The following is a 17,937-nucleotide window of genomic DNA, read 5'->3' as shown; positions in this document are numbered from 1 at the left end:
CTCAAAATATCCAATATAACACATCCTCACGGCCTAAATATATATTTTATACATGTATGACATTATTGTATTTTCACTCTTAAATGAGCTTCAGAGGGCTTTAATCGACACTTATTACATTATGTTAGTGCGGTATATCTTACAAACATTAATAGTGTTATTTATACGTAACTTTTAAGTTAAATTGTTACCGAATAAAAGTGCAAATAGTTGTAGCTGACTGATTAAGGGAGATGGAAAGAAATAATCATCCAGAACAACCAGGAGAAATGGTCAAAAACCATTTCTCCAACGATGGCATTCGGTCAACAAACTGATAATACGTCTTCATTGCTTTTTTACCTACCTTTACTCCTGTTTCATATATTTTTTCTGTTAATTTAACAATAGGTGCTTTGCCATTGTAGGTCATACTTTTGGCAAATTTTAAAGTTGTTTCAACTGTATCCATTATGTCGCCACTAATATGATTTTCATAGGCTCCCCATACTCGTTCAATTGGGTTATATTTACTATGATAAGGAGGGTAGTAGGCCAGTTTTATCTTTATGTTGCTTTTTTCAGCAAACTCCACAAGCCTTTTTATAAACTGAGTTCTGGAGCTACTGTTCTCCATACCATTGTCAGCGTTAATTGTCAGAATATCTACTCCATATTTTTCTTGAATTTCTGGCCAAATTTCTTCCAATCGGTCAACGATGAAATCACTGCTGGCATAGCCTGCTGTAAAGAAAAGGAAAAAATCATCATGTTCAGGCAGATAAAAACCAAAAGGAGTTAACTTTTCCTTAACATCTAAATCATGATCCTCTGCTTTTGTTAAAACCCGATTTCGTCCTCCCCGTGAAAAATTTCCTATATTCATTCTTGCTTTGGCATCAATTGATATACGAATCTCTTTTGGGTTGATATCTGCCATTCCATTGACTGAATGAACTTGTTCAAAAATTGCATCCGTTTCCTTGATTTTCTTATGAGGCTTTGTTTTTTGTACCTTTTTTGGATGGTAACTCAGGTCATTTAATTTTGTATTGATAGTTTTTGAGCAAGGTAATGTTTTTTCATCGTAATAATCAATCTCCAGTAAACGTTTTCTAACTTCTTTAGCCGTTAGCCGGGTATATAATCGACAGGAATTAAAAGAGGGATCCGTTTGACACTCCGGTTCAGCAATTTTTTTTATGTCATCAAGTAGATGAGGAAAATGCTCTTCACTTTTATTACGCCCTCTCGCTGAAAAATTATCTTCTATGGGCTGAGTTTCAAGTTCATATTGTCCTTTTCGGATAGTGCCTCTATTCCATCCTAGTTTTTCTTCAGCAATACTTGCACCACCTGAGCCTAGTAGCTCCACCGTTTCAGCCATGAATATACGACGTACCGAGCCTTTTAAACGATGGGCTGTATTTATAATCCAACCTATAATGCTATCTGTTAATATCAACAAGCTTATCTGCCTAGTGTGAGAATAAATTCAGAATTCATTATTATAAATTATTGAGACACAAGCTTACTTCGTTTGGATGATTATTTCTTTCCATCTCCCTAAGTATGTTTTTTTATATTCTGTATTGTCTTACTTGGCAACCAAGTATAGGTTTAGTATTGAAAAAACTTATATCATAGTTTTCAAAACTGTAGATGCCTGTACCGGAGATATAGTATAAATAACCTCCTTAATGGATTGCAATAGCTTAACCCGCCACCTTATCCATAAACGTATCAAAACTATCTGCAACAGTAAAATTAACATCACCTCCAAGCGCTTTAAAATGTGCCTTTCCACAATCTATCTTCGCTTGCTCTTTAGGGCGCAGTAGCTCGTCTAAAATACTGCCTTTTGTTTCCACTACAAAATAAAGCCGCTCTTCATCATTATGATCCACCAGCACAGCCCAATCGGGGTTATAACTGCCTAAAGGGGTGTCAATCTTGAACCAGATCGGTAGCTTTGCATACACCTTAACATTCTGGCTTTTTTCAAACGATTGAGCGAATTTTTGCTCAACATCAGAATCATAGATGACATGCTTATAAACTGACTTATTGGCTTCCAGCATATTCTTATTAAGATAGCCGTTTAACTCCTCATCCTGAAATAGTTCCTGAGCATAATAATGCTCATCCCCTAGCTTTTCATATTTAATGCCATTCACAATAAAGTAACGCATCTGTTTCTTTATGATGGCACTGACTTCATCGACAAACTTCTGTGGATTATTTTTAAAGTCTTGCAGTCTGCCACATTGGGTCAATATGGCGACTAGAGTCCTACGGGTTAAATTAGTCTCATTCTGAAGGTAGCTAATAATATCAGGCAGGCCAAAATCTTTAACATCATAGATATGAGTTGGTTCAGATACTTCATCGCTTGTGATACCATCACGACCGATTTTAGCTTTCCCTTTTCCGTAAATGAATTTTGTTTTGCCAACGATTAAATTTTGCTTAATATCATCAACACACTTTTTGATTAAGGCATTTACATCAAAATCAACATTAAACTTTGTTTTGTACTTAACACGCTCCCAGAGCAGTTTAAAGTCTTCGCCTAAGTAGACGGCTTTATTAAGTGTTACATTTTCCTTATCAGCTGCATTTTTAATATTCAGGCTACCTGCTACTTTCTTTAGGGTACGAGTGATCTGTTCAACTTGCTCATTCAGTTCATCAGGCAGATTGACAGTATTATTTTTAATATCCGTGCGTAAGGAATCCTGAACTTTCCCACGCTTATCAATATAGTCATTTTTGAGTAAATGCTCCCAGAGCTTTTCAGAACTGTCAGCCCCTAAATAAACCGCTTTTCCCTCTTTGGTTTCTACGACAATATTAGCGAAAGAATGTTTTTCAACAACACCAAACTTAATGCCTTCGTCATCTTCAATTTCCTTTTGTAACTGACTGACAAAATCATCATAAGATTCATTAGCCATGACGGTTAAGGTATTTACATCAAAACCATGTACCCGTTCACCTTCCTGGTTAACGGCAATACGTAAACCACGGCCAATTTCCTGACGTTTCTTAATTACTGAATTGGTTTCATTCAGAGTACAGATTTGAAAGACATTAGGGTTATCCCAGCCTTCTTTCAAGGCTGAGTGAGAAAAGATAAATTTTAATTTAGAACTAAAACTTAACAGCTTTTCCTTATCTTTCATAATCAGGCTATAAGTATCCTCATCAACACCTGTAACACCACTGGTATCTTTATAACGCCCCTTGTTTTTACCTGACTTGTCCGCTGAAAAATAACCATCATGCACTGCATCCACTAGGCTAGTGGTATCGACTTCATCAAAAAGTGAATGATACTTAGGCTTTTTAATCAGCTGTTGATATTCCTCTTCAAACATCAAGGCATATTTGCCTTGCTGTGCATTTCCTTCTGCATCATAGTAGCGATAATTAGCGACCCTATCGATAAAAAATAAACTCAGTACCTTAATGCCACGGGGTGTTAGTTTAAGTTCTTTTTCCAGGTGCTCTTCAATGGTTTTTCTAATTTGTAAGCGTTTGAATTCATCAGGGTGAACATCGCCAATAACACCACCTAAACGAATAATCTCAGGCATACTGGTAAAATCAATATATTCATTTTCAGGTTCGCAATAAATATCATTGACCACGTAGCCATCATAAACAGAACGACCACCTGAAAGAGAGAGTAAGTCATCCCCACTACGCACTTTTTTGGTAATGCGCTTAGTCTGCCCCTTTTGCGTGGCATCCAGTTCAATCTTTGCCGTAATTGGACTCTTCTTGTTATCAACACTAATTAATCGAATATACGCTTTATTATGCCCATCCTTGACGTGTATAGAAGCCACTTCAATCTGCTTTACCAGCTTACGCTCATAGGCATCTATTGAATCCAGTTTATACATCAGGTGATGTTTATCTTTATGTGTTGCTGAATAACGAATCGTACACAATGGGTTTAATGAGGCAATAGCCTCTTTTGACTTCGCAGTGGTATCAACACTTTGCGGTTCATCAATAATTAAAATAGGCTGGGTATCACGAATAAACTCAATCGGCTTCATGCCATTCATGCGATCATTAGGCCGATGAATAATATTAGCTTTAGTTTGCTTTGATGGATCTGTAAAACTTTTACGGAATGCATCAATATTAATGACCATGATTTGAATTGAATCATTCGTCGCAAAGCTTCTGACTTTGCTTAAATCCTGAGAGTTATAAACAAAATAATCATAAGGGGTATTATTGTACAAGGACTTAAAGTGCTGCTCAGTCATTTGCAATGACTTATACACTCCTTCTTTAATAGCGATAGAGGGCACGACAATAATAAATTTAGTGAATCCAAAACGTTCGTTTAATTCAAAAATAGAGCGTAAATATACATAGGTTTTCCCTGTACCCGTTTCCATTTCAACGGTGAAATCTTTAGCTTTAGAATCGAGTTGTTCTGATTGCTTTAAGCCTTGTCTTAACTGACAGGCACGAATATTATCTAATAAATCTTCATTTAATAAATTTAGCTTGTTCCCAGTACCTAAATCAGTTTGATTGGCAAATAAATCATCTTGTGCATTATTGGCAACACGAGTCACTGTAAAATTAGTTTGCAGTGTCTCCTGGCCTTCAAAAATATCACTAATGGCTTTTATCGCATCGTGTTGAAAATCAAGCTCAGGATCAAATTGTATTTTCATGCTATTCCATTTTGTAGGGTACGCATTGCGTACCATTTAACTCCATAAGCGCTATATGTCAACCAACCTGTCGCATTTTTGTGATATAAAACTTGCTACGCAAGTTCATGGGGGCTTTGCCCCCAAACCCCCAAGGTATTTAAGCAAGGGTAATGATATAATATTCTTACAGTACAGGCTGAGGAGCCGATGACTGTCAAGGGTAATGGGCGGCTTATGTCGCCGATTGCTTTACTGTTAACTTAAGCGATATTTTTCAACTGTAATTCGTTTTCTGCCGAGCTGATTTCATCCTTATCAGGATTCAGAAAAACAGTTTTTATAGGGTCTAAATTCCTTGTGTTACGCCCATTCCAGCGCTCAGGATGACATTCCTTCGCTTGCTCGATAACACTCTTTCTCTTCTCTAGAATTGCACTATCTAAGCCCTTATGGCGTTGATTAGGTGTTACATATTTAATCGTACTGTGTTGATGCTCATTGTTATACCAATCTACAAACTGTTCCACCCAGTGCCTTGCTTCGTGTAGGTTGACAAAGGGGGCTTCTGGAAAGGTGTAATGGTATTTGACCGTTTTAAATAGAGACTCCGAATAGGGGTTATCATTACTAACACGTGGCCTGCTGTACGATGGACTGATTTCCAGATCTATCATTTTTGCTCTTAACGTTGCACCTTTCATCGGGCTTCCATTGTCGGAATGAATTACCAACTGGTTTTTATCTATTTTTTCTCGGTAGACAATATCTTCTATTAAATCAGCAGCATGAGAACTTGATTCACAATCATGAGCCTGCCAGCCAACTATTTTTCGGCTATAAATATCCATCACCATATACAAATAATAGTACTGTCCCTTTACCGGGCTTAATAAATAGGTAATATCCCATGAATAGATTTCATTGGCTGCAGTCGCTTTTAGTGACCGGGGTTTCTTGCGCTGAGCTGCTGTCCCTTTACCTCTGTGTTTAAGTAGATTATGCGCCTTCATTACTCGGTAAAATGTTGATTCTGATGCAATATAGTGACCTGAATCTAATAAAGTAGGTACTATTTGATAAGGGGTTAACGTGCTATATTCTGGCAGGTTAATGACCTTTAATATTTCTTGCGTAACGGCCTCTGATAGCTTGTTGTGTGCAGGGGTATCATTATAAATTCTTTGGTCTTCTGATAATTTCTCACCCTGATTCCATCGTTGATAAGTACGGGCAGTAATGCCAACAAGCTCGCAAGCCAGCTGTTGTCTTGCTCCATTTTGTACCGCCTCATTAACGAGTGCACAGTATTGTTTGCGATCTGGGTAGGAGATTAATCGACCTCCGTTTCCCCCCAGATCGCTTGGCACTTTTTTGATAACACCAGTAAAGCCGCCGTTTCAGAGAGAGCTCTGTCCTTACGATTGAGCTCTTTCTGTAGTCGTTTATTTTCTTGTTTGAGTTTTTTTTGTTCCTGCCTGGAGGTAGAATTAGATGCTTGATGTTCTGATAAAAAATCTGATTTCCATTCCTGAACATGATGCGGGTAAATTCCATTTTCTCGGCAGTAAGAGCTAAGATGCTCATCGTTCAGGCCGTGACAGTCCATTACAGCCTCAAGACGTTGTGCTTTAGTCCAGCTCTGTGGGCTTTTTTCAGTTGACATATTTGTTTCAGGATTTTCTAGTTTATTTTCCTTGGCTAATCGGATCCATCTTTGAAGTGTTGAATAACCAATATGTAAATTATCGGCAATATCGTGAAGCGTTTGTTCGTCACGTTTGGATAATGCTTTTTCTACAGATTGTACTTTAAATTCTTGGCTATATATGGCCATTTCTGTCTCCTAATATTAATTTTTACAGGCGACAGGTATGTTGACATAGGGGGTAAGGTATGCAATGCATACCCTACTCAAGATTATCTCATTCATTAAAATCAAAATAAGCTTCATATTTTATATCTCCCAATTGAAAATCAAGCTCAGCATCAACTTGTATTTTCATGTCATTCCATTCTGTAGGGTATGCATCGCGTACCGTTTAACTGCATAAGGTATGCAATGCATACCCTACTCAAGATTATCTAATTCATTAAAATCAAAATAAGCTTCATATTTTATATCCCCCAATTGAAAATCAAGCTCAGGATCAACTTGTATTTTCATGTCATTCCATTCTGTAGGGTATGCATCGCGTACCGTTTAACTGCATAAGGTATGCAATGCATACCTTACTCAAGATTATCTAATTCATTAAAATCAAAATAAGCTTCATATTTTATATCCCCCAATTGAAAATAAAGCTCAGGATCAACTTGTATTTTCATGTCATTCCATTCTGTAGGGTATGCATCGCGTACCGTTTAACTGCATAAGGTATGCAATGCATACCCTACTCAAGATTATCTAATTCATTAAAATCAAAATAAGCTTCATATTTTATATCCCCCAATTGAAAATAAAGCTCAGGATCAACTTGTATTTTCATGTCATTCCATTCTGCAGGGTATGCATCGCGTACCGTTTAACTGCATAAGGTATGCAATGCATACCTTACTCAAGATTATCTAATTCATTAAAATCAAAATAAGCTTCATATTTTATATCTCCCAATTGAAAATCAAGCTCAGGATCAACTTGTATTTTCATGTCATTCCATTCTGTAGGGTATGCATCGCGTACCGTTTAACTGCATAAGGTATGCAATGCATACCCTACTCAAGATTATCTAATTCATTAAAATCAAAATAAGCTTCATATTTTATATCCCCCAATTGAAAATCAAGCTCAGGATCAACTTGTATTTTCATGTCATTCCATTCTGTAGGGTATGCATCGCGTACCGTTTAACTGCATAAGGTATGCAATGCATACCTTACTCAAGATTATCTAATTCATTAAAATCAAAATAAGCTTCATATTTTGATCCCCAGTTTTCTTGATAAATACCCTGCTCAACACAGCGGTGAAAACTGGAATAAGGGTAGTCTGATAAATGTCTCACCACCCCATGTTTAATTGGGTTGTAATGTAAATAATCAAAATGCCGATTATAATCATCCTGATTTCGCAATGTATGTTCCCAAAAACGGCGTTGCCACACTCCACGCCGACGATAACGCTGTTTTGACTTGGAAATACCTATTTCAAAGCCACCTTGAGCTAACCATAATTGGGTAAACTGTTTTTTAATGATTCCCCAGCGTTTTGAATAATCAAAATCATCATCAGGCAATGTCCATATCGCGTGGATATGATTAGGCAGCATCACCATTGCATCAATTTTAAATGGATACTCTTTCATACAATGTTGAAAAGCAGAACGCAAACACTCTCTAGCCTTATCATTATTTAAAATATTGATACGTTTTTCCGTTACCACAGTAAAAAAGTACGCCCCGCCTTGCACATAATTCCGACGGTAATCTGACATAAACACCTCGTAGGGTAGGGTACGCAACGCATACCTTCATGTTGATAAAAAGGTACGCGATGCGTACCCTACAACTGATGCTTAATCTGCATTTCCCAAACACTTGCAAGACTTAAAAACACCTCATTATTAATATCCTGGTAAGCCTGGATAATATCAACTGGGATTTTGTCAGGCGCATTTCTCAACCATAAAAAAACATGTGTATCAATTAATAGCTTCATGACTTACCAAGCCAAAACTCATCACCCAAAGGCGCATCAAAATCATCAGCAATATGGATTTTCCCTTTGTATTCGCCAACTGTTCTCTTTCTTACGGTAGCTTGTAGTTGTTGTTTCTGTAAAAAATGAACAAAATCGACAACCTGTTTTTGTAAATCAGGGGCTAATACTTCAACGTCATTAATTAACTGTTGTGTATTCATGATGACAATCTCCTGAGTGTTATTATTAGAGGCATAAACAGCCTGTTGATGTGTTGTTTTAGACATAATACCTTTTTAGCATGAACGCCTATCTCAAGGCTATCAATGGGCAGATAAAACTTACCCTGCTCAGCATGAGTATGGGTAAAATCATATTCATCTTTCATCAGGCGTATCCACAAGTTTTAATAAGCGTTCTAGTGTATTAATGACATAAGCAATAATAAGACGATGAAACTCTGTTTTATCGTGCTCCAAATTACATTTTTCTAAAGTATTATAGTAAGCCAATCGAGCATTAGTTTCACCACTGATATTAGCAATAGGATACCCAGATTGTAATAAAATCAGGTTCATGACTAAGCGTGCTGTGCGTCCATTACCATCAATAAAAGGATGTATTGTGGCTAAGCGTTCATGCAGCTCAGCGGCTAGAATAACAGGATGCAGGATTTCTCTATTCTGTTGATAAAACAGAAAGTAATCTTCCATTAATTTATCAATCTGCCACGGCTGAGGCGGGGTATGTTGACTACCACTAATCATCACAGGCACTTGTCGAAAACGTCCTGCATTGGGTCTATCGATACCTTGTAAAATAAGCGCATGAATTGATAAGAGATTATGCTGATTAAAAGGTTCATCCGATTTAATCAAGTCACGAATAAAGTTGATCGCCTCATAATGATTAATCGCTTCCAGGTGTTCATTCATTGGCTTACCGCCAATGGTCAACCCTTTATGAATCACTAAATCCGTTTCGCGCAGTGTTAAGGTATTTCCTTCGATACGGTTACTATCGTAGGTATATTCAATATTCAGCGCTTCCAGGATTTCGTTTCTTTGCCAGTCTCTATGCTGATCCAGTTTTGCTTTTAAAACATCAACTCGTTGGAGTAAGTGCTTATTATGGGTCATTATTTACCTCATAAACTTTTAACTTTAAATGTGTAGGGTATGCATTGCATACCTCGCCAGCCAGTCAGGTACGCAATGCGTACCCTACAAGCTTTTTACGTCATCAATACCCTGCTTTTTCAGATTCTGAATCGCATTGGTTTTGACCACATCATCTTTAAAGCCGTTGTCTTTAAAGACCACACGCATCACTTCAGGTTGAAGTTCTACTTTTAGCTTTCCGATACCCTCTACCACCTCTAAACTAATATCATCAGCCAGGCACACGACTAAAGCACCCAGGCCAATCGCATAAACGGTTTTACCGTTAATACTTCGTTCTTCAATCGGGACGGTTAAATCGAGTCCATATTTTAATAAGATTTCATACAGTACATCGTCTTCTGAGCGTTCATCTTTGATATTTTCCACATGATCCAGCAAGGTATTTTCCAAATTATCAAAATCAGCATCCCAGGGCTTGATATTACTGGAATCCAATTTAAAGACCTTGAAGCCTATATCGAGATTTTCTATACCTTCTTTATCTGCGTTGTCTTGTAAGATTTTATTACCTGCAAGATAAATACGTTCCTTTGCTATATCAGCCAATGTTGAATTTTTACCTTGTATTTTTTCTGGCAATTGAACACTAATACAGCGCCTAAAGCCTTTAGTTATAAAATTTGATATCATTGTTGCATGAGCTAAAGTTGCACTACCAGCAAAAAAATCCATAACTATTGAATCATTGTCAGCTCCTATTTCTAATAAACGCTTCATTAAATCGAGAGGTTTAGGGGTATCAAAAACTGAATTCTCTGAACCTTCAAACAAATTTTTAATTTCTTTTTTTGCGGCCTGATTGTGTCCAACTTCTTTATAAGTCCATATTGTAAGAGGTGTTACACCATCTTTAACCTCTGACAAGAATTTCTTCTGAGATGGAACATTATTTCCAGATTCACCAAACCAAATTCTATCATCAGCGCATAATTCATAAAAACGTGACTCATTGACCACCCAGCACCTGCTCTCAGGAGGCGTTACAACTCTTCCTGATGGAGTTTTTATTGAATAGTCGTTTATGTTTTTACTGAGAAATCCGCTGGCTTCCAATCGCCTCGTGGGTCATTATCTGGGTTCTTGTATCTAGCTGTAGCCTCCTTATCTCTTGGCAGTAAATTTGGCCGCCATATGACCTTATTTTTAGCGTAGCATAAAATAAAGTCATGATTATCTGAAAGCCACTTTGCATCATTTGCAGGTGAATACTTTTTTTGCCAAATGATGTTATTAACAAAGTTTTCTTCTCCAAAAATTTCATCGCATAATTTCCGCAGATTAGCTTGTTCATTATCATCAATCGAGATAAAGATAGCCCCATCATTTCGCAATAGATTCCTCGCCAGTTTCAAGCGTGGATACATCATATTTAACCAGTTGGTATGATAGCGTCCTGAAGTATCTGTATTAGTTCCAAATTTATGCCCTTCGTCATCTTTCTGCCCTGTATACTGCATATAGGTATCCAGGTTATCACGATAATTATCAGGGTAAATAAACTCTTTCCCCGTGTTATATGGAGGATCGATATAGATCATCTTGACCTGATTATGATAGGACTTTTGCAGTAGCTTTAAGACTTCTAAATTATCGCCCTCGATAAACAGGTTTTGCGTGTTATCCCAGTTTTTACTTTCTACTTTGCAGGGGCGTAATGTCCCAGTAGAAACAGTTTGTGCAATACGCTTGGCCTGGGCTTTACCATGCCAGGTAAAATTATAGCGTTCGTCCTGTGTTTCTAATGTTTCACCTAAGGCTTGCTGTAATTTATCAAAATCTATTTTGCCTTCGCTAAACACATCGGGGAATAGACTTTTTAATTTATCGATATTGTCTTGAACAATATCCAGACTACTACCGTCAGTGTCCTGATTTAATTTTTCCATGTTATGAAATCTTTTGTTTGTGTTGCTCTAATTCTTGAGTCAGTTTTTTTATTTGCATATTAAGGTCTATTTTACGATTAAACTGACTTTCCTTTTTAAGTACTGCTCTAAGTGATGTTATTTTTTGTTGCGTATGCTGAATGCTATTCAGGCATTCAGTACGCTGTTCCTGTGTGGTATCAGTTTTAAGTGTATAGCAACCCCCGATGATTGCACACTGTAGTGCAATAACACGGGCGGTTAAATCTTTATAAAATACGTAAAAGTTTTGATAGGAGAAGTTCTGAATAGTACAGCTCTTGATGAAATCTAGCTCAGATTCACTGGGACTGTTTAAATCTATCCAGTGTGTTTCCTGAAAGTCGGCTACTTTTATTTTATTGTGATCAACACGGTTAATCTGCTTATCGGCTACCGATAAAGCAATATGATCATCATGACTAAAAATAATTAATAATGGGTAAGGAATGGTACGCTGAATAATTTGCGCCAATCGTTTATAGTGTTTTGTTTCTCTTAGCTGCACTTGAAGAATAGCGACTTCTGAATAGTCGTACTCTTCATTAATAAACGCTGGAATATTAATTGTCTCTGGCTTTAAGGTATAGCTCCACTGTATATCATCAATATCCTGGGTAAAGGCTTTTTTATCTGCCGCATTCAGTGCGCCATTATCATAAAATAACTTTTTATAGACTGTGTTTCCTAAATAGCAGGCTTCTGGTATGGCTAAGGTTTGATAGAAGCTGGATATCATACGGCTGCTTTTATAATCATGTAGCTGATCACTTCAAAGTCTTCTATGCCTTTGAAGCTGTCTTTAGTCAGCACTGTACCGCCACGATTAAATAAACTTTCTACTCCTTTTTCTTCGGACTTGCCAATGATGCTATTGATAGCGGTTTCCAGTAGGCTACGGTATAGACTCATGTCTTTACCTTGCTGAGTCGATTGATGAAACTGCGCTACGGCTTTTGAATCAGCGTGGTGCCATGTTAAGCCTTGCTTCTTTAGAATATCGAGTATCTTTTTAACCTGTAGGAAATTATATTTAATGGTGTTATTTTCGGTAACATACACAAGGTAATAAGGGGCTATAGCATAGGATTCATCATGTACTGCTTTACCTGTGATATTCTTTAGGCAAAAGATAACACCTGCTTCACTATCAGGGTCAAGTAAGTCCTTATCAATTTGAGTGACAGTAAACAGTCCTGTCGGGGCTGTTTCCAGATCACTTATTTTTTCACTCATAAAAGTGGATAAATCCATTTTAAAATCATTCAGGGTTAAGTCTGTAATAGAGACACCGCCTGACATATCTTCCATATCAACAGCGGTGTCCTGAAGTTGCTGTAGTTGTTTGCGACGATATTCCAAGTCATTCATGCGCTTTTTATCATCGTATTCAATGACATTTTCTTCACCTGTCGCAGATATATCCAGTAATACCATGCGCCCGCTTACTCGGGCTTCTAAGTTAATATATTCATCGAGTTCCATATTCGGCCAGAAATTGACCAATTGAACGACTTTGTTTTTTGAACCTAAGCGATCTATACGTCCAAAGCGTTGAATAATTCGGACTGGATTCCAATGAATATCATAATTAATCAGGTAGTCACAATCTTGCAGATTTTGCCCTTCAGAAATGCAGTCAGTAGCAATCAGTAAATCAATTTCAGTGGTTGCCGCCGTATCGATTTTATGACGCTCTTTTGATATGGGTGAAAAAGTTGTCAGGATACTATTAAGGTCGGTATTAATATCTTTTAGCGTGGTTTTATTAGTGCCGCTTCCTGTGACCCGCGCTGAATGAATTTTCAGCTCTGAGTGTGCCCACTCGGCCAGGTGTTGATATAAATAATTTGCTGTGTCAGCAAAGGCGCTAAAGACGAGGACTTTTTTATTGCCGTCATTAATAGGGTTCTGGATTTTATGGGTGATGATATTTTTCAAGTACTGTAGCTTGGCATCACGTTGTACTTCGATAAGGCGAGCTTCATTTAACAGGGTGCTTAATCGTTGCTGGTCTTCTTCTAGTTCTTGTTTCCAGCGTATAGCATCTATGTCCTGAATCAGTACTTTTACTTTACGACCTATTAGATAGGCATCAAATTCTTCTGCCTCTATTTCTATATCTTCAATATTGAGTTCATCAATGCTGTTACTTTCATGAGTTTCAATTTTTTGAATTAATAAATTAACGGCTGTTAAAAGTTTTTCCAGCGTTAAGGCAAAGGAGCTGATCGAACTTTCCATACGTTTAAATAAATTAACCCGCATCAGGTGGATAAGACTTTGTTCCCGATCCACTTGTTTAAAGACCGACGATCCATCCCCAACCTTCATATCGTATTTACGATTATATTCTTCCCGCTTTTCCATACGCACATATTTAAGTGGCGCATAGGCACTTAAATGCAGTCGTCGAATAGAACGGTTAATTTCCTTGAGTGGTGGGAATTGGTCATCAACATCAATATCTGCTTTGATATTTAGTGGTTTTAAGCGTTCAGGAAATGCACCAATCTCTTTAATGTCGTAGTATTTTTCTATATGTTTGCGTGAACGGGCAATCGTAAGCAGGTCTAATAATTTAAAATAATCAAAGTTCATTCTTTCCAGCAGAACTTCAGGTTTACGCTCGTCCCCATCAAGTTCTAGCCATTGATTAAATTTGGTCTGAGCTGTTTTAAGTGTTTGCTCAATACTGGCAATACCAGAATCAGAGAAAGCATCGTCAATCCCTTCTGCTATGAATGAGACCTGATTTTTCAGATCATTCATGCGATTATTTACGGGAGTTGCAGAGAGCATCAGGACTTTTGTTTTAACCCCTGATTTGATGATGTCTTCCATTAATTTGGAATACCGACTCATGCCTTCTTTGCGGGTATTGTTATTCCTGAAGTTATGCGACTCATCGATAACGATTAAGTCATAATTGCCCCAGTTGAGTGTTGCTAAATTAATCTCACCTGACTGTCCGCGTGTTCGCGTTAAGTCAGTATGATTTAAAACATCATAATTGAAACGGTCAGCAGATAATATGTTGCGTTTGTCATTGACGGTATAAATTGTCCAGTTTTCCCTTAGCTTTTTTGGACATAATACAAGAACCCTGTCATTGCGTAATTCATAATATTTGATAACGGCTAAGGCTTCAAAGGTCTTACCTAAGCCCACACTATCAGCAATAATGCAGCCATTATATTTTTCTAATTTATCAATGGCTCCTAGTACACCATCGGACTGAAATTTATAGAGCTTGTTCCAGACTAGCGTTTCTTTAAAGCCAGTTTTTGTCTTGATGATTTTTTCTTCATCCAGTTCTTCTATAAAATCTTTAAAGATATTGAATAGCGTTAGAAAATAAATAAAGGCGGGGGGCTGGTCTTCTATTAGTCGGTTCAGTTCATTAAAGAGTGACTCTTTAATATCATTGACAGCATCAGTATTATCCCAGATCCCATTGAACCACTCTAACAGAGCATGAGTACTATCGGCTTCTGTTAGGCACATATTCATATCGTACTTATCAGATTCAGAGAAACCTAGTCCAGAAGTAGTGAAGTTGGAGCTACCCTGGATAGCGATGGATTCACTATTTGTATTTTCAATATGAAATAAATTTTGACTCAGGCTTTGTGGATTATTAACACATTTAATTTCAGCAGTTTTACTTAACCATTCTGTACACTCTTTAGCTATCTGGTGCTGGTTTAGTTTATTCTTAAATCGGCGTTCAAACTGATCGCCGTTTAATCCCTGAAAATGTGCATCGCCCTCTTGTGTTTTATCTATAGTAGAGAAGAGCAATCGAACCTGTTCAACCTGGCTCAATTCTTTTTTTAGGGCATCGAATCCATAAATTGAAAAAAGTGCAGAAATAATAGATAAGTGAGAGTCCTTGGTTAAATGTTCTTTAAGAGTGTCGCCTACTTTTCCGTTCTTTTTGTTGTCCAATAACATTGAATTCAATATCCTGTACGCGATTAATTATTGAGTAATTCTAGCAGAATTAACAAAATACAGCCTTAAAGAACTTAATGTATAGGGGGGCAATATTCAATGCTAAATGACCTAATAGACAAGCCTGTAGTCTCCTATATTCAACTAAGGGATTGTGCTGCCAAGCCAAAAACCCCTTGTCTTCATCCTGATTACAACGTATCACAATCAAAAGCATCCTATTCAGCCTACGTGCTCGCTACGCTCATAGCAGGCTATTTAATTAGACTTTAAATATATACTTAATATATTTTTAATTAAAAGATAATCTAATAAAAAGCAATATAAACCTAGAAAAATCAGTTAAGCGCGAAGTTATAGTGCAAGATTCTGGCTTCACAATACCTTCAATAAAAATCTTAGGTTCACCCGTAGGTTAACCGGGCATTTTTGGAAGTGCTGTGGAATCAAGTGCGTGTGTTGGAAACCGTGAGCAACTGATTTTTCTAGGATGAATAGTTAAACCCAAAGCAAAATACCCTTTACGCTCATTTGAAGTATAATGATTTCATTATTTACACTTACTCAACTATCAAAATGCCTGAAATTATTATTTACACTAGCAACTTCTGCCCATACTGCACGATGGCAAAACGCCTGTTAACTGCAAAAGGTGCTAGTTACAAGGAACTTAATGTAGACACCACTCAAGGCTTGAGAGAAGAAATGATGCAGAAAACCAGACGCAGAACCGTGCCACAAATCTACATTGGTGATCAGCATATAGGCGGCTTTGATGATTTACGTGCTCTGGATTTAAAAAAAGGGCTAGATCCTCTACTTATTGCAAGATAATTCATCCAGGCCAGATTGCTTATAGTCAACCAAATTGAGGAGTTGAGCATCCAGATAAACCTTTGAAAAGGTCATTGTATGTATAGAATACTATTATTGATATTTAGCTTGCTAATTACGCCCCATATTCAAGCGCAAACTGCTGCCCCTGTATTACAGCTAAATAATGAAGGGCTGCAGGTAGATTTACACTGGTTCGAAGTAGATAATACGTCAGGCTATCGGCTATTGTATGCACCTTATCCCTATCTGGGTGAAGCGACTATCAACAGCTTAGATATGAATGCCACAACTGACTTTTCTATAGTTTTATGGCAAGGCGCAAGTTTTTACGTTGCCCTACAAGCCTATGACTCAGAAGGTCAGAACAGTGAACTTTCAAATATAGTTTTTTTGCAAATTCAAGATCGTGGAGCGGACTACCGCCTATACTGGCGCACAGTCAGCAAAGAAATCAGCGATAGCGCTTTCACCAGCAATGCGTTTTTATATGACTTAATGCCCAACTTAGCCGACTGTTTTGCAGGTACGCTGAATGAATCAGCTCAGCAAAGGCTGTTACAGGCATTTAATCAAACTCGTGAGCTACATCAGCTCACATCTATAACTTATAATCACGGCTCTGACTTTCAGGTGCAGCAAGCATCATTAATTCAACGATCAAATAACTTTTTAACCCACACACCTTCGACCAGTTCCACTTGTTATAGCGATGCTGGTTTTAATGGCAGTAACAGCAGTAATTTACATTTAGGTGGCAGCAATAGTGACCCGGCAGATGACCTTATTGGTTTTATCGACGATGCATTTAATGTTTCGGATATAGCAGGTATCGGTCATAGGCGCGCATTACTAAACCCGTTCTTGCAGATTACCAGTTATGGACAGGTTTTGGGAGCATCAGCTGTGAAAGTATTTGATTTTTCTACTGATTCGGAAACAGCAGCCGAGGATATACCAGATTTTGTTGCATTCCCGTATTTACGTTATCCCCATGTATTTTTTTCCGATAAAACAAGTAACAGGAAAACACCGTGGAATTTAAGTATTATCGAAGACAAATCTTCAATATGGGCTAACCAGCATCATTACTTTGCCAATGCAAAGCTTAGCGTCACCCGCAAAGATAACTCTCAGCTTATAAGCGTCGCTGATATACATATCGACACCAGAGGCTCTGGTGTACCCAATAATTTTAGCTGGACCGTAACAAACTGGGAGTATGACACTTGGTATAGCGTGCTGATTAGCAATATAAATTACCGATCTGGTGAAACAGGCCGTATTCAATACGATGTATTTATAGATTATAAAAACATCATCGATATTTTGTTTCCGTTGGAAGCAGGTGACCAGCAGAACGGCACCGTTATTCAGGGTACTTTATTTGATACAAACGATAAGGATAGTTTTCAACTGGACTTAGAGGGTAACGTAACTTTTTCAGGTAAAAGCCAGTTTTCTAATATGGCTTTTTATATCGCTGTTTATGATGCTGATAAACAATTGCTCGAAGCAAAAGATGAGGCTTTTACTCTGGATTTACCTGCCGGAGAATATACGCTGATCATTTCTAATTGCGCCAATCAGTCATGTTATTCACAGGCAAAAAATTACAGTGTCCGATTCAACTAATTTCTGCAGGCATTAAAGCAATCAAAATATTTCTAGACTATAGGGCGCGGCTTTAGTCCGACAATTGCACACAAAAAGCGGGCTAAAGCCGCGCCCTACAGACAGACAGTCAAACTAAC

The 17,937-nt window shown here is 37.6% G+C and carries 13 protein-coding genes; 2 read left to right on the top strand and 11 right to left on the bottom strand.

Going from position 1 to position 17,937, the window contains the following annotated elements; genetic code table 11:
• Positions 1 to 247: 247 nt before the first annotated feature.
• The 11 genes from ACQY3F_RS22475 to ACQY3F_RS22425 all read right to left on the bottom strand — a co-directional run bounded on the left by ACQY3F_RS22475 (position 248) and on the right by ACQY3F_RS22425 (position 15,349).
• On the bottom strand, positions 248 to 1,444 hold the full coding sequence (locus ACQY3F_RS22475; protein ID WP_428352931.1) for an ISAzo13 family transposase: 1,197 nt from the start codon (positions 1,442 to 1,444) through the stop codon (positions 248 to 250).
• A gap of 250 nt (positions 1,445 to 1,694) precedes the next feature.
• Positions 1,695 to 4,685 carry a type III restriction-modification system endonuclease gene (locus ACQY3F_RS22470; RefSeq protein WP_428357366.1) on the bottom strand — a complete coding sequence of 997 codons (2,991 nt, stop codon included), beginning with the start codon at positions 4,683 to 4,685 and terminating at the stop codon, positions 1,695 to 1,697.
• 242 nt (positions 4,686 to 4,927) lie between these two features.
• Positions 4,928 to 6,501 (bottom strand): IS3 family transposase gene (locus tag ACQY3F_RS22465; protein ID WP_428354389.1). Its coding sequence is split into 2 segments (ribosomal slippage): positions 4,928 to 6,027 and positions 6,027 to 6,501, totalling 1,575 coding nucleotides; the frame shifts between segments, so codons are not numbered across the junction.
• Between the two features lie 1,039 nt (positions 6,502 to 7,540).
• Positions 7,541 to 8,098, bottom strand: coding sequence for an REP-associated tyrosine transposase (locus tag ACQY3F_RS22460; protein WP_428357793.1), 558 nt, complete (start codon positions 8,096 to 8,098; stop codon positions 7,541 to 7,543).
• Between the two features lie 68 nt (positions 8,099 to 8,166).
• Complete coding sequence (locus ACQY3F_RS22455) at positions 8,167 to 8,322, bottom strand: type II toxin-antitoxin system VapC family toxin (protein ID WP_428352970.1); 156 nt, start codon at positions 8,320 to 8,322, stop codon at positions 8,167 to 8,169.
• Positions 8,319 to 8,591 (bottom strand): DUF2281 domain-containing protein, encoded by a 273-nt coding sequence (locus tag ACQY3F_RS22450; protein WP_428357364.1) that lies wholly within the window; start codon positions 8,589 to 8,591, stop codon positions 8,319 to 8,321. Before ACQY3F_RS22450 ends, ACQY3F_RS22455 begins: the two co-directional genes overlap by 4 nt.
• Before the next feature lie 90 nt (positions 8,592 to 8,681).
• Positions 8,682 to 9,443, bottom strand: a complete 762-nt coding sequence (locus ACQY3F_RS22445) for a Fic family protein (protein WP_428357363.1) — start codon at positions 9,441 to 9,443, stop codon at positions 8,682 to 8,684.
• A gap of 84 nt (positions 9,444 to 9,527) precedes the next feature.
• A complete protein-coding gene (locus ACQY3F_RS22440; RefSeq protein ID WP_428357361.1) occupies positions 9,528 to 10,541 on the bottom strand; it encodes a DNA methyltransferase in 1,014 nt (337 codons plus the stop codon).
• Entirely contained in the window at positions 10,508 to 11,374 is an 867-nt protein-coding gene (locus tag ACQY3F_RS22435) for a site-specific DNA-methyltransferase (RefSeq protein WP_428357359.1), read from the bottom strand. The genes ACQY3F_RS22440 and ACQY3F_RS22435 overlap by 34 nt, the downstream gene beginning before the upstream one ends.
• A 1-nt stretch (position 11,375) precedes the next feature.
• On the bottom strand, positions 11,376 to 12,131 hold the full coding sequence (locus tag ACQY3F_RS22430) for a DUF4391 domain-containing protein (protein WP_428357358.1): 756 nt from the start codon (positions 12,129 to 12,131) through the stop codon (positions 11,376 to 11,378).
• Complete coding sequence (locus ACQY3F_RS22425) at positions 12,128 to 15,349, bottom strand: helicase-related protein (RefSeq protein ID WP_428357356.1); 3,222 nt, start codon at positions 15,347 to 15,349, stop codon at positions 12,128 to 12,130. The genes ACQY3F_RS22430 and ACQY3F_RS22425 overlap by 4 nt, the downstream gene beginning before the upstream one ends.
• Positions 15,350 to 15,925: 576 nt before the next feature.
• Here ACQY3F_RS22425 and grxC point away from each other — a divergent pair.
• Together grxC and ACQY3F_RS22415 are read left to right on the top strand one after the other, a co-directional pair.
• Complete coding sequence (gene grxC / locus ACQY3F_RS22420; protein WP_428357354.1) at positions 15,926 to 16,183, top strand: glutaredoxin 3; 258 nt, start codon at positions 15,926 to 15,928, stop codon at positions 16,181 to 16,183.
• Between the two features lie 228 nt (positions 16,184 to 16,411).
• Positions 16,412 to 17,818: a hypothetical protein gene (locus tag ACQY3F_RS22415; RefSeq protein WP_428357353.1), complete on the top strand. Its 1,407-nt coding sequence runs from the start codon at positions 16,412 to 16,414 to the stop codon at positions 17,816 to 17,818.
• Positions 17,819 to 17,937 lie beyond the last annotated feature (119 nt).

The sequence above is a fragment of the Methyloprofundus sp. genome, assembly GCF_965251085.1.
Classification (GTDB): Bacteria; Pseudomonadota; Gammaproteobacteria; order Methylococcales; family Methylomonadaceae; genus Methyloprofundus.
This window is presented reverse-complemented; position numbering and strand designations above follow the sequence as displayed.

What these genes read in the sequence shown, in the direction of transcription:
- ACQY3F_RS22470 (WP_428357366.1), bottom strand. Translation starts at nt 4,685, where the DNA reads ATGAAAATACAATTTGATCCTGAGCTTGATTTTCAACACGATGCGATA.
- ACQY3F_RS22460 (WP_428357793.1), bottom strand. Translation starts at nt 8,098, where the DNA reads ATGTCAGATTACCGTCGGAATTATGTGCAAGGCGGGGCGTACTTTTTT.
- ACQY3F_RS22455 (WP_428352970.1), bottom strand. Translation starts at nt 8,322, where the DNA reads ATGAAGCTATTAATTGATACACATGTTTTTTTATGGTTGAGAAATGCG.
- ACQY3F_RS22450 (WP_428357364.1), bottom strand. Translation starts at nt 8,591, where the DNA reads ATGTCTAAAACAACACATCAACAGGCTGTTTATGCCTCTAATAATAAC.
- ACQY3F_RS22445 (WP_428357363.1), bottom strand. Translation starts at nt 9,443, where the DNA reads ATGACCCATAATAAGCACTTACTCCAACGAGTTGATGTTTTAAAAGCA.
- ACQY3F_RS22435 (WP_428357359.1), bottom strand. Translation starts at nt 11,374, where the DNA reads ATGGAAAAATTAAATCAGGACACTGACGGTAGTAGTCTGGATATTGTT.
- ACQY3F_RS22430 (WP_428357358.1), bottom strand. Translation starts at nt 12,131, where the DNA reads ATGATATCCAGCTTCTATCAAACCTTAGCCATACCAGAAGCCTGCTAT.
- ACQY3F_RS22425 (WP_428357356.1), bottom strand. Translation starts at nt 15,349, where the DNA reads ATGTTATTGGACAACAAAAAGAACGGAAAAGTAGGCGACACTCTTAAA.
- grxC (WP_428357354.1), top strand. Translation starts at nt 15,926, where the DNA reads ATGCCTGAAATTATTATTTACACTAGCAACTTCTGCCCATACTGCACG.